The following is a 12434-nucleotide window of genomic DNA, read 5'->3' on the forward strand; positions in this document are numbered from 1 at the left end:
CATCGAATTTGACCAGAAACCTGACATTAGCTACTTCCTGGAGACACAGATGGAAACCACTCAAACCAGCACCGTTGCTTCGATTGAAACCCGAAGCGGATGGCGTAAAACCGATACCATGTGGATGCTTGGCCTGTACGGCACAGCAATCGGCGCTGGTGTTCTCTTCCTGCCTATTAACGCGGGTGTTGGCGGCTTAATTCCGCTGATCATCATGGCAATCATTGCGTTCCCGATGACCTACTTCGCACACCGCGGCCTGACCCGTTTTGTGCTATCCGGCAAAAATCCGGGCGAAGACATCACTGAAGTGGTTGAAGAGCACTTCGGGATTGGCGCAGGTAAGCTGATTACCCTGCTCTACTTCTTTGCCATCTACCCAATCCTGCTGGTGTATAGCGTGGCTATCACCAACACCGTTGACAGCTTTATGACCCACCAGCTGGGCATGACGCCGCCACCGCGCGCCATTCTGTCGCTGATCCTGATTGTCGGCATGATGACTATCGTGCGCTTCGGTGAGCAGATGATTGTAAAAGCGATGAGCGTGCTGGTGTTCCCGTTCGTTATCGCCCTGATGGTGCTGGCCTGCTACCTGATCCCTCAGTGGAACGGCGCAGCGCTGGAAACCCTCTCCCTGAGCAGCGCGTCCGCCACCGGTAATGGCCTGTGGATGACCCTGTGGCTGGCAATCCCGGTAATGGTCTTCTCCTTTAACCACTCGCCGATCATCTCCTCCTTCGCCGTGGCGAAGCGTGAAGAGTACGGCCAGGGCGCCGAGAAGAAGTGCTCCAGCATCCTGGCTCGCGCTCACGTGATGATGGTGCTGACCGTTATGTTCTTCGTCTTCAGCTGCGTACTGAGCCTCTCCCCGGCGGATCTGGCGGCAGCGAAAGAGCAGAACATCTCGATTCTCTCTTACCTGGCGAACCACTTTAATGCCCCGGTGATTGCCTGGATGGCGCCAATCATTGCCATTATCGCTATCACTAAATCCTTCCTCGGCCACTATCTGGGCGCACGTGAAGGTTTTAACGGTATGGTAATTAAATCTCTGCGTGGCAAAGGTAAGAGCATTGAAATCAACAAGCTGAACAAAATCACTGCGCTGTTCATGCTGCTGACCACCTGGGCGGTTGCGACCCTGAACCCGAGCATCCTCGGCATGATCGAAACCCTGGGCGGCCCGGTCATCGCGATGATCCTGTTCCTGATGCCGATGTACGCCATTCAGAAAGTGCCAGCGATGCGTAAATACAGCGGCCAGATCAGCAACGTCTTCGTTGTGGTTATGGGTCTGATTGCTATCTCCGCTATCTTCTATTCGCTGTTCGCGTAATGCCTCCCGCGCCATCTTCGGATGGCGCAATCTACTCCTCTGACGTAAAGCAACGGACGCATCATGATTAGCGTTTTCGATATTTTTAAAATTGGTATTGGTCCTTCCAGCTCGCACACCGTCGGGCCAATGAAAGCAGGTAAACAGTTCACGGACGATCTTATTGCGCGCGGAATGCTGCACGACACCACCCGCGTAGTTGTAGATGTCTATGGCTCCCTGTCGCTGACCGGCAAAGGTCACCATACCGATATCGCCATCATTATGGGCCTGGCGGGCAACCTGCCGGATAGTGTTGATATTGACGCCATCCCGGGCTTTATCCAGGACGTTAACACCCATGGCCGACTGCTGCTGGCCAACGGTGAGCATGAAGTTGAATTCCCGGTTGATCGCTGCATGAATTTCCACGCCGACAACCTGTCGCTGCACGAAAATGGTATGCGCATCACCGCGCTGGCAGGCGACAAGGCGATTTACAGCCAAACCTATTACTCTATCGGCGGCGGTTTTATCGTCGACGAAGACCATTTTGGGCAGCAAGAGAGCGCGCCTGTCGCGGTGCCGTACCCGTATAAAACGGCTGCCGACCTTCAGCGTCATTGCCAGGAGAGCGGCCTCTCCCTCTCCGGCCTGATGATGAAAAACGAGCTGGCGCTACACAGCAAAGAAGAACTGGAACAGCACTTTGCTAACGTCTGGGAAGTGATGCGCGGCGGTATTGAGCGCGGTATCACCACCGAGGGCGTGCTGCCCGGTAAACTGCGTGTTCCACGCCGTGCTGCGGCCCTGCGTCGTATGCTGGTGAGCAGCGATAAAACCACCAGCGATCCGATGGCGGTCGTGGACTGGATCAATATGTTCGCGCTGGCGGTGAACGAAGAGAACGCCGCGGGTGGCCGCGTAGTAACGGCCCCAACGAACGGTGCCTGCGGTATCGTTCCTGCGGTGCTGGCTTATTACGACAAGTTTATCCGCGAAGTAAACGCCAACTCACTGGCCCGCTATCTGCTGGTAACCAGCGCCATTGGCTCGCTGTATAAGATGAACGCCTCGATCTCTGGCGCCGAAGTGGGCTGTCAGGGCGAAGTGGGCGTGGCTTGCTCCATGGCGGCAGCGGGTCTGGCAGAGCTGCTGGGCGGCAGTCCGGCGCAGGTCTGCATTGCGGCAGAAATTGGCATGGAACATAACCTCGGTCTGACCTGCGATCCGGTTGCCGGCCAGGTGCAGGTGCCCTGTATCGAGCGTAATGCCATTGCCTCCGTGAAGGCGGTGAACGCCGCACGTATGGCGCTGCGCCGCACCAGCGAGCCGCGCGTCTGCCTCGATAAAGTGATCGAGACCATGTATGAAACCGGTAAAGATATGAACGCCAAATACCGTGAAACCTCTCGCGGTGGTCTGGCGATGAAGATCGTGACCTGCGACTAAGCCTCAAAAGGAGCCTTGTTTTGCGAGGCTCCTTCCCGTTCTTCCCGCCTCTCGTAGTTTCATTCTGCCGACGGTGTTACCCTTAATCCACTGGATATAAGAGGGATTATCTGTGGCTGTTCATTTGCTTATTGTCGACGCGCTGAATCTTATCCGCCGCATTCATGCGGTACAGGGCACCCCCTGCAAGGATACCTGCCTGCATGCTCTGGAGCAGCTTATTCGTCACAGCCAGCCCAGCCATGCGGTTGCCGTTTTTGACGATGAAGCCCGCAACAGCGGCTGGCGTCACCAGCGTCTGCCGGATTACAAAGCTGGCCGCGCGCCGATGCCGGACGATCTGCACGCCGAAATGCCTGTGATACGCGCCGCCTTTGAGCAGCGAGGGGTTCCCTGCTGGGGTGCTCAGGGCAACGAAGCCGACGATCTCGCGGCGACTCTGGCGGTCAAAGTGGCCAGCGCAGGCCATCAGGCTATCATTGTTTCGACGGACAAAGGCTATTGTCAGCTGCTTTCCCCCACCATTCGCATTCGCGACTATTTTCAGAAACGCTGGCTCGACGCGCCCTTTATCGCCAGTGAGTTTGGCGTATCACCCCAGCAGCTGCCGGATTACTGGGGACTGGCGGGGATCAGCAGCTCCAGGGTGCCGGGCGTGGCGGGCATTGGCCCGAAAAGTGCCGCCCAACTGCTGGCTGATTTTCAGGATCTGGAAGGGATTTATGCCCGTCTGGATGAGGTGCCGGAGAAGTGGCGCAAAAAGCTGGAGGCGCACAAAGAGATGGCCTTTATCTGCCGGGACGTGGCGCGATTGCAGACGGATTTACAGCTAGACGGGAATTTGCAGCAGCTCAGGTTAGAGCGAGTGTGACGTCATGCCCGGAGGCGCTGCGCTTACCGGGCCTACGGGACGAGGGGTGTTGTAGGCCCGGTAAGCGTAGCGCCTCCGGGCGTTGTACAGATTACCGCTCGTCGCGACGGCCACCTACGGCAGCCCACCAGCGGCGTACATGCACGGTAACCTCTTCGCGGTCGTGGTACAGTTGACGCGCCTGGATCTCCGCATTGATGCCATGCTCTGCAAGCTGGGTCTGGATGTATGCCAGGTTCTGGGAAACCTCTTCGTAGCGCTTTTTCATCGGCAGCTTGAGGTTAAAAATCGCCTCGCGGCACCAGCCGTTGACCAGCCAGGTAGCCATCAGCGCGGCCACCTTGGCCGGCTTTTCTACCATATCGCACACCAGCCACGAGATGTTATTGCGGTTCGGACGATAGCGGAAACCATCTTCGCGCAGCCAGGTCACCTGGCCTGTGTCCATCAGGCTTTGCGCAATCGGGCCATTATCAATGGAGTAGACCCACATGTTGCGTTTCACCAGCTGATAGGTCCAGCCCCCCGGACAGGCCCCCAGATCCACCGCATACATCCCGTTTGCCAGACGCTCATCCCACTCGTCGGCCGGAATAAAGATATGGAACGCCTCTTCCAGCTTGAGGGTGGAACGGCTCGGCGCGTCGGACGGGAACTTAAGACGCGGGATCCCCATGTAAAACGGCGAATTGTTGGTGGTATAGGAATACCCGGCGTAGCAACAGCCCGGGGCGATAAAGAAGACATGCACCACCGGACGCTTTGGCGTCTCGTAGTTGGTCAGCACGCCGCTGTCACGCAGTGCGGCGCGCAGCGGCACGGTGAATTTGCGGCAGAACTTCATCAGCTCTTTGCTTTCGTTAGTATCGGCCACCTCAACGCGCAGCTCACCGCCCTTCTCCACAACGCCCTGCAGCATACCGGCAATAGGGGTAATACGATCCTCTGGCGGCAGATCCTGCAGCAGCTCACCGGCCACAAACATCTGACGGGCAAAAATCAGCGAGCTGAACGGCAGTTCGCGAACCAGTTTATCGGCATCTTCGGGCTGATAGCATTCGAAAACAACGTAGCCCGCATTCTCTTTCACGCGAGCGAAACCAAAGACTTCACGCTTCGCGGCTTTATCAGTAATTTCCGCGGCACACTCTTTTTCAAAGCCCGGGCGACAATATAAGACAACTTTATTCATGAACAACGCCCTTGCGTTTCAGACGGAACGAACCGATTAACATTAATACCCACCCGACCAGGAAGCTGACGCCGCCCACCGGGGTAACAAACGCCCACAGGCGTAAATGCGACAGCGCAAGGCAATAGAGGCTACCGCTGAACAACACGGTGCCCAGCGCCATAAATACGCTGCTCCAGTAAAACCAGATGCTGATGCGACGCTGCATCGCCACAGCCAGTCCGAAGATTGCCAGGGTATGAAACGCCTGATATTCCAGACCGGTATGGATCCAGCCCATCTCCACCACACCCAGGGATTTGCGTAATACATGTGCGCCAAAGGCGCCCAGCGCAACAAAAATAAAGCCACTCACCGCGGCGAAAATCAGCATAAAACGGCTGGTCATGTTTCTGTCCTGAAGTTATGCGCGCCCTGCACGCAAAAGAAAGTATTACTCGTACCGAAAGCGGAATTTTTCTTGCTCGTTGGCCGCCTTTGCCAGGATCCACTGGCGAAACGCGGCTATTTTACCCAATTCTGCCTGACTGTCATGACAAACCAGATAAAATGCGTTCTTGCTGACCAAAACATCATTAAAAGGGCAGACCAGGCGGCCAGCCTCAATTTCGGACTGCGCCATCACGTTGTTTGCCAACGCCACGCCCTGTCCGTGGATGGCAGCCTGTAACACCATCGCACTGTGGCTGAAGATGGGCCCCTGCTGCACATTGATATGGTTAAGACCGAGCTGCCGGGTATACGTTTGCCAGTCGCGGCGAGAAGCATCATGCAAAAGCGTGTGTTGCGCCAGATTGTCCGGCGTTTTTAACGCTTTTTCGCCTGTTAAGAGTAGTGGCGAGCAGACCGGCAGCAAATATTCTGCGTACAATTTTTCAACACGCAGCCCTGGCCAGTTGCCCCGGCCATAAAAAATCGCTACGTCGACATCGTCTGCCAGCTTCTCTTCCTGACGGTCGACCGCCTGGATGCGAACGTCGATTCCCGGATAAGCTGAGTTAAAGCTTGAGAGTCTCGGCACCAGCCATTGAATGGCAAAACTTGGCAATAAACTGACCGTCAGTGCCCCTTTGGCACTGCGCGCCTGCAGCTTACGGGTAGCCTCGGTAAGCTGGGAAAATATCTCTTTGATATCCTGAAAATAGCTCTGCCCCTCTTCCGTCAGAAGCAGGGAACGGTTGCGGCGGCGGAACAGCTTGAGGCCCAGAAAATCCTCAAGAGACTTGATTTGATGACTGACTGCGGCCTGCGTCACAAAAAGTTCATCGGCCGCGCGCGTGAAGCTCAGATGGCGCGCAGCAGCATCAAATACACGTAATGCATTAAGTGGTGGTAATCGCTTGGACATGGTTATCTGGCTTAGATGTTAACGGCTTTTAACAAACAGGAAACAACGTTTAACCTATTAGTTTTTTTTATCTGAGCCATTATAAATTGTCCGTTGAGGAACTACCAGCAAATACCTATAGTGGCGGCACTTCCTGAGCCGGAACGAAAAGCTTTTTTTGGAATGCGTGTTCTGATGGGCTTTTGGCTTACGGTTGTGATGTTGTGTTGTTGTGTTTGCAATTGGTCTGCGATTCAGACCACGGTAGGAAAACTACCACCTTTTCACTTCCTGTACATTTACCCTGTCTGTCCATAGTGATTAATGTAGCACCGCCCAATTGCGGTGCTTTTTTTTGTCTGCTGTATCCTTACTTATTCAGCTCAACCATCTCTTTCACATCACTACGGTTAATCTGCTGTTTATTCCCGTTAGCATCCTTATACGAGATCATGCCGGTATCATTATCAGTTTGCGGCTTACCTTCTGATACGATAGAGCGGCCATCGTTAGTGTGCATGACATAGTTGTTGCCAGAACAGGCGCTCAGGGCAAAGGTAAGCATACAGGCAGAGGCGATTGCGATAGTCTTTTTCATTTTCTTCTCCTTCAGCAATTAATGCTATTTCAAGCGTGTTTATTAACAGGCTAAGACATTCTCCTGACTCTATTTCAGCATAACCTGCTTCGTCTGTTGCGCCAGGATAAACAGACAATTCCGATAGAGATCAACCTTCTTGCCCTGCTGCGGAATTTGCGCGACGATCTCATCATCACGAAGAGGAATTCCATGAACGCATTCAGCCCTGCCCATTTTCGCGCCCAGTTTCCGGCCCTGGCCGATGCCGGTGTCTATCTTGATAGCGCTGCGACAGCCCTTAAGCCTCAGGCAGTGATTGAGGCCACCAACCAGTTTTACAGCCTGAGCGCTGGCAATGTGCATCGCAGCCAGTTTGCCGAGGCGCAGCGCTTAACCGCACGCTATGAAGCGGCGCGCGATCAGGTTGCCCGTCTGCTTAACGCTGAAAGCGGCAAAAATATTGTCTGGACGCGGGGCACCACCGAAGCCATCAACATGGTGGCGCAATGTTATGCCCGCCCGCGCCTGCAGCCGGGCGATGAGATTATCGTCAGCGAGGCGGAGCACCACGCTAATCTCGTGCCGTGGCTGATGGTGGCCGAACAGACCGGCGCAAAGGTGGTTAAGCTCCCGATTGGCACAGACTGCCTGGCGGATGTGACTCGCCTGCCTGAGTTGATCACCCCGCGTAGCCGCATTCTCGCGCTCGGGCAGATGTCCAACGTCACCGGCGGCTGCCCGGATCTGGCCCGCGCCATCCGCCTCGCCCATGAGAGCGGGATGGTAGTGATGGTGGATGGCGCCCAGGGTGTGGTCCACTTCCCGGCGGACGTACAGCAGCTGGATATCGATTTCTATGCCTTCTCCGCACATAAGCTGTACGGTCCTACCGGTATTGGCGCACTGTACGGCAAAGCGGCGCTGCTGGAGGAGATGACCCCGTGGCTCGGCGGCGGCAAGATGATCACCGAGGTGACTTTCGAGGGCTTTAAAACTCAGCAGGTGCCTTATCGTCTGGAAGCCGGGACGCCAAATGTCGCAGGCGTCATTGGCCTGAGCGCGGCGCTGGAGTGGCTGGCGGATCTCGATCTGCAACAGGCAGAGAGCTGGAGCCGCGGGCTGGCAACGCTGGCGGAAGAGGCGCTGAAACAACGCCCCGGTTTTCGCTCCTTCCGGGTACAGGATTCGAGCCTGCTGGCATTCGATTTTGCCGGGGTTCATCACAGCGACATGGTGACGCTGCTGGCGGAGTATGGCATTGCCCTGCGCGCCGGCCAGCATTGCGCCCAGCCGCTGCTGGCGGCGCTGGGCGTCAACGGCACGTTGCGCGCCTCGTTTGCTCCCTATAACACCCAAAGCGATGTCGACGCGCTGGTTGCCGCCGTCGATCGCGCTCTAGCTTTACTGGTGGATTAATGACAAGCCCAACCCTGGCCGGACATCCGTTCGGCACCGTCATCACTGAAGAGACGTTAAAACAGACCTTTGCCCCGCTGACCCAGTGGGAAGACAAATATCGCCAGCTGATCCTGCTGGGCAAGCAGCTCCCTGCGCTGTCCGATGAACTCAAAACGCAGGCGAAAGAGATCCCCGGCTGCGAGAACCGCGTCTGGCTTGGCGTTACAAAAATTGGGGATAAGCTGCATTTTTATGGCGACAGCGAAGGACGGATTGTTCGCGGCTTGCTGGCCGTGCTGCTGACGGCCATTGAGGGGAAAAGCGCCGCGCAGATCCTGGAGGAGAACCCGCTGGCGCTGTTCGATGCGCTGGGGCTACGCGGCCAGCTTAGCGCCTCGCGCAGCCAGGGGCTGGCTGCGCTCAGTGACGCGGTACTGGAAGCGGCGCGTCAGGCCTGACGTTCCGCCTTCGCCATCATCTTTTTCAGCGCATGAGAGACGGCGATAAAACCAAAGCTCGCGGTCACCATCGTGGCCGCGCCAAACCCAGAGGCACAATCCATCCGTTTTGGCCCTTCCGCACTGCTTTTCATGGCGCAGACTGAACCGTCCGCTTGCGGATAAACCAGCGCTTCCGTTGAAAAGACGCAGTCGATGCCGAGCTTGCCTTTGCTGTTTTTCACCACGCCAAAATCGCTTTTCAGACGCTCGCGCAGCTTGGCCGCGAGCGGATCCTGAATGGTTTTCGCCAGGTCCGTCACCTGGATCTGCGTCGGGTCGATCTGCCCGCCCGCGCCGCCGGTGGTCACCAGCGGCACTTTATTGCGGCGACACCAGGCGATCAGCGCCGCTTTCGGGCGCACGCTGTCGATGGCGTCAATCACGTAGCTGTAGCCAGCTCCCATATACTGCGCCACGTTATCGGCGGTCACAAAATCATCAATGACGGTGACGCGACACTCCGGGTTGATCTGGCGAATGCGATCCGCCATCACCTCTGACTTCGCCAGCCCGACGCTGTCGCGCAGGGCGTGGATCTGCCGGTTAGTGTTGGTGACGCAGACGTCGTCCATGTCGATAAGCGTAATGGCGCCGATCCCGGTTCGTGCCAGCGCTTCCGCTGCCCATGAGCCGACGCCGCCAATGCCGACCACGCAGATGTGCGCATCGGCAAACAGTTGCAGGGCTTTTTCACCATATAAACGTGCGGTGCCACCAAAACGCTGGCGCCAGGCTTCGCTCATTACCACAGACATAAGACCTCAGATGTAAAAAGGGTGAGAGTTACCCCTCACCCCGGAAAACATAGCGTCAATATTACCACACTCAGCCGCTAAAGACGTTGCCCGTACTTGCGGCAGTTTTCAGCACCCACACGCGGCCGTAATGGTTATACCAGCCCGCGCGGTGGCCGGCATCGGCGCCAATGCCCTGATAGATATCAAAGTGCTGGCCTTTAATCGCGCCACCCACATCCAGCGCCACCATCAGGCGCAGCTCGTACTGGCCGCTGAATTTGCCTTCGTTATTCAACAGCGGGACTTCGGCCAGCAGCGTGGTACCCGGCGGGATCACTGTCTTGTCAGAGGCGACCGACGCGCGGCCAATCAGCGGCACCGCGCTGGCGCCTTTCACCGGGGCAAAGTTTTGCGGTTTGAAGAAGACAAACGACGGGTTCTGCTCAAGCAGCTCACGCACTTCATATTCGCTGTGCTTCTCCCCCCACTCGCGGATCGCCTGCATCGACATATCTTCGCGTTTCACTTCTCCGCGATCGATCAGCACTTTACCGATACTGCGGTAGGCATGGCCGTTTTTACCCGCATAGCTGAAGAAGTTAAGCGGGCTGCCGTCGCCAAAATCGATATAGCCGCTGCCCTGCACATCCATGATGAAGTTATCCATCAGCGAGTTGCTGTAAGCGAGGACATAGTTGTCGCTCAGCGCGCCCGAGTAGATTTCGGCCCGGGACGGCAGGCGGCCACGTTTTGGCGGCATGCGGTAGATAGGGTATTTGAACTCACCCTGAGCGGTATGGCGGGCTTGTACCACCGGGGTGTAGTAGCCGGTAAACTGGACGTTACCGTAGTTATCGGTGCCCTCCATCTGCCAGGCATCAATGCCGAACTGGCGCATGGTGCGGGTATCGCCCCCGGCGCGTAGCCAGTCCTGTACTGCGTTATAGACGGCGTTCTGCGAGCCATACAGCCGCGGCGATGCGGTGCGGATCTGGCTTACCTGCTCCGCGAAGTCACCGCCATTGATGGGTGCACCCACGGCATCCGGCTGGTTTACTAAAGAGAAAGGCTGGGTCAGTTTCCCGTCTTTATATTGCTGACCGCGATCGGTCGGTTTGGAGGAACAGGCGGCGAGGATTGCTACCATTGCGCCTGTCATCAGATACTTCGCCCAACGTCCTTTCATATATCCCATCTTCAAGTTGCCCCATTCTGCGCAACGAAGATAACAAACCGGCAAAGGTATTGAAATGCGATTGCCTCCCCTTAGGCAAATTTTGCGTAAAAAACAGCCAAATCGACGGCAGAGCAGGCAATTCAACGTCTAATTTGGTGATTTTTACGAAAAAGGGTTGCAACAAAAAGTCAGCAGAGTATAGTGCGCATCCACGGACGCGGGGTGGAGCAGCCTGGTAGCTCGTCGGGCTCATAACCCGAAGGTCGTCGGTTCAAATCCGGCCCCCGCAACCAATTAAAATTTGATGAAGTACAAGCAGTACGGTGACGCGGGGTGGAGCAGCCTGGTAGCTCGTCGGGCTCATAACCCGAAGGTCGTCGGTTCAAATCCGGCCCCCGCAACCAATCAAATTTGAAGAAGTAGAAGCAGTACGGTGCCGCGGGGTGGAGCAGCCTGGTAGCTCGTCGGGCTCATAACCCGAAGGTCGTCGGTTCAAATCCGGCCCCCGCAACCAACACTTCTTAAAACAATAAACACCCTTCCGGGTGTTTTTTTGTTTTTGTCGTCAGCCCACCCGTAGGCCCGCGCAGGCGCAGCGCCGCCGGGCAGTGTTGATCTTATCCGCGTCTCGCCAGCGTCGCCCCGTCAGAGAAATAGGCTTTAATCCCCGCCAGTATTGACTCCGCCACTTCCTGCTGGAACTTAGCCGTTTTAAGTTTGCGCTCCTCTTCCACGTTACTGATAAAGGCGGTTTCCACCAGAATCGACGGGATGTCCGGCGCTTTCAACACCGCAAATCCGGCCTGCTCGACGCTGTTCTTATGCAGCTTGTTCACATGCCCGAGCCTGCCCAGCACCGCTTTACCAAACTTCAGGCTGTCGGTAATGGTCAGCGACTGGACCATATCGAACATGGTGTGGTCGACGTAGCGATCGCCGCTCCGCCCTACCCCACCGATAAGGTCGGAGGCGTTCTGGGTATCGGCAAGATAGCGTGCTGCGGTACTGGTCGCCCCTTTGGTGGAGAGGGCAAACACTGATGACCCGCTGGGCTGGCGACTGGTAAAGGCGTCCGCATGGATAGAGATGAAGAGATCCGCACGCTGCTTTTGCGCTTTCGCCACACGCACTTTTAACGGAATAAAGACATCTTCGTTGCGCGTCATGTAGGCGCGCATGTTGCCTTCTCTGTCGATCATCGCCTTCAGGCGACGGGCGATTTGCAGCACCACATCTTTTTCCCGGGTCCGGTATTTGCCTACCGCGCCGGAGTCCTCACCGCCGTGCCCCGGATCGAGCATGATCACAATCGGACGATCGCGTCCCGCTTTGCCGGGCTGCGGGCCGCTTTGCGCAGGCGGTACCTGTTTTTCCAGATCGCCTTTGTTGTAATCTTCCAGCAGGGCCAGCAGCGGATCCTGAATATCGGTCGCGTTGGCAGGATAGAGATCCATAACCAGACGTTCTTTAAAACCGGCCACCGGTGCGAGGGCAAACAGCTGCGGTTTGACGTTCTGCTTGAGCTCAAACACCATGCGCACGGTTTTCGGATCAAACTGCCCTACCCGCGCGGATTTGATAAAGGGATCGTCGCCGCGGATCTGGGCGCTCATTCCTTTCAGCACCGAGTTAAGATTTACGCCTTCGATATCCACCACCACCCGCTCCGGGTTGCTCAACGCGAATTGCTTATAGTTCAGCACCCGGTTTGACTCGACCGTCACGCGCGTATAGGTCGAAGACGGCCAGACGCGCACCGCAACAACCTGGCTGACAGCGGCAAACCCGACCTGACTGACGCTAAGCAACCACATTGCTCCGGCCCCTTGTAACAGGCGACGACGACTTAATGCTTTACTGGCTCCCGACATGCTTCTCCCGA

At 56.5% G+C, this 12434-nt stretch carries 12 protein-coding genes and 3 tRNA genes; 8 read left to right on the plus strand and 7 right to left on the minus strand.

Features of this window, described 5'->3' with window-relative positions; translation table 11 throughout:
* Positions 1-49: 49 nt before the first annotated feature.
* The 3 genes from GNG29_RS18405 (at position 50) to xni (ending at position 3641) form a co-directional block, all read left to right on the plus strand.
* Positions 50-1339: an HAAAP family serine/threonine permease gene (locus tag GNG29_RS18405; RefSeq protein ID WP_103180946.1), complete on the plus strand. Its 1290-nt coding sequence runs from the start codon at positions 50-52 to the stop codon at positions 1337-1339.
* Positions 1340-1402: 63 nt separating this feature from the next.
* Positions 1403-2770: an L-serine ammonia-lyase gene (locus tag GNG29_RS18410; protein WP_156655174.1), complete on the plus strand. Its 1368-nt coding sequence runs from the start codon at positions 1403-1405 to the stop codon at positions 2768-2770.
* Between the two features lie 112 nt (positions 2771-2882).
* Positions 2883-3641, plus strand: coding sequence for a flap endonuclease Xni (gene xni / locus GNG29_RS18415; protein ID WP_156655175.1), 759 nt, complete (start codon positions 2883-2885; stop codon positions 3639-3641).
* A 91-nt stretch (positions 3642-3732) separates the two neighbouring features.
* On the opposite strand, the gene rlmM is transcribed toward xni, so the two are convergent.
* The 4 genes from rlmM to GNG29_RS18435 form a co-directional block, all read right to left on the minus strand.
* Positions 3733-4833, minus strand: a complete 1101-nt coding sequence (rlmM, locus tag GNG29_RS18420) for a 23S rRNA (cytidine(2498)-2'-O)-methyltransferase RlmM (protein ID WP_103180949.1) — start codon at positions 4831-4833, stop codon at positions 3733-3735.
* Positions 4826-5221, minus strand: coding sequence for a DUF423 domain-containing protein (locus GNG29_RS18425; RefSeq protein WP_039029918.1), 396 nt, complete (start codon positions 5219-5221; stop codon positions 4826-4828). The genes rlmM and GNG29_RS18425 overlap by 8 nt, the downstream gene beginning before the upstream one ends.
* Positions 5222-5266: 45 nt before the next feature.
* The gene (gene gcvA / locus GNG29_RS18430; RefSeq protein ID WP_103180950.1) at positions 5267-6181 is read right to left on the minus strand and encodes a glycine cleavage system transcriptional regulator GcvA; all 915 of its coding nucleotides are present in this window, start codon (positions 6179-6181) and stop codon (positions 5267-5269) included.
* A gap of 349 nt (positions 6182-6530) precedes the next feature.
* Positions 6531-6758 carry a YgdI/YgdR family lipoprotein gene (locus tag GNG29_RS18435; RefSeq protein WP_039029916.1) on the minus strand — a complete coding sequence of 76 codons (228 nt, stop codon included), beginning with the start codon at positions 6756-6758 and terminating at the stop codon, positions 6531-6533.
* Between the two features lie 192 nt (positions 6759-6950).
* Here GNG29_RS18435 and csdA point away from each other — a divergent pair, with 192 nt between their 5' ends.
* Positions 6951-8156: a cysteine desulfurase CsdA gene (csdA, locus tag GNG29_RS18440; RefSeq protein WP_156655176.1), complete on the plus strand. Its 1206-nt coding sequence runs from the start codon at positions 6951-6953 to the stop codon at positions 8154-8156.
* Positions 8156-8596: a cysteine desulfurase sulfur acceptor subunit CsdE gene (csdE, locus tag GNG29_RS18445; RefSeq protein ID WP_103180952.1), complete on the plus strand. Its 441-nt coding sequence runs from the start codon at positions 8156-8158 to the stop codon at positions 8594-8596. Before csdA ends, csdE begins: the two co-directional genes overlap by 1 nt.
* Here the strand turns inward: csdE and tcdA are convergent.
* Positions 8587-9393, minus strand: coding sequence for a tRNA cyclic N6-threonylcarbamoyladenosine(37) synthase TcdA (gene tcdA / locus GNG29_RS18450; RefSeq protein WP_103180953.1), 807 nt, complete (start codon positions 9391-9393; stop codon positions 8587-8589). The two genes, csdE and tcdA, sit on opposite strands and share 10 nt — an antisense overlap.
* Positions 9394-9463: 70 nt before the next feature.
* Positions 9464-10561: a murein transglycosylase A gene (gene mltA, locus GNG29_RS18455; protein ID WP_103180954.1), complete on the minus strand. Its 1098-nt coding sequence runs from the start codon at positions 10559-10561 to the stop codon at positions 9464-9466.
* A 207-nt stretch (positions 10562-10768) separates the two neighbouring features.
* On the opposite strand from mltA, the gene GNG29_RS18460 reads away from it, so the two are divergent.
* The 3 genes from GNG29_RS18460 (at position 10769) to GNG29_RS18470 (ending at position 11066) form a co-directional block, all read left to right on the plus strand.
* A tRNA-Met gene (locus GNG29_RS18460) sits at positions 10769-10845 on the plus strand.
* Positions 10846-10879: 34 nt separating this feature from the next.
* Positions 10880-10956, plus strand: a tRNA-Met gene (locus tag GNG29_RS18465).
* Between the two features lie 33 nt (positions 10957-10989).
* Positions 10990-11066: transfer RNA gene (locus GNG29_RS18470), tRNA-Met, on the plus strand.
* A 103-nt stretch (positions 11067-11169) separates the two neighbouring features.
* Here the strand turns inward: GNG29_RS18470 and amiC are convergent.
* Positions 11170-12423 carry an N-acetylmuramoyl-L-alanine amidase AmiC gene (amiC, locus tag GNG29_RS18475; RefSeq protein ID WP_156655177.1) on the minus strand — a complete coding sequence of 418 codons (1254 nt, stop codon included), beginning with the start codon at positions 12421-12423 and terminating at the stop codon, positions 11170-11172.
* Positions 12424-12434: the final 11 nt, after the last annotated feature.

The sequence above is a fragment of the Leclercia sp. Colony189 genome, assembly GCF_009740165.1.
Taxonomy (GTDB): Bacteria; Pseudomonadota; Gammaproteobacteria; order Enterobacterales; family Enterobacteriaceae; genus Enterobacter.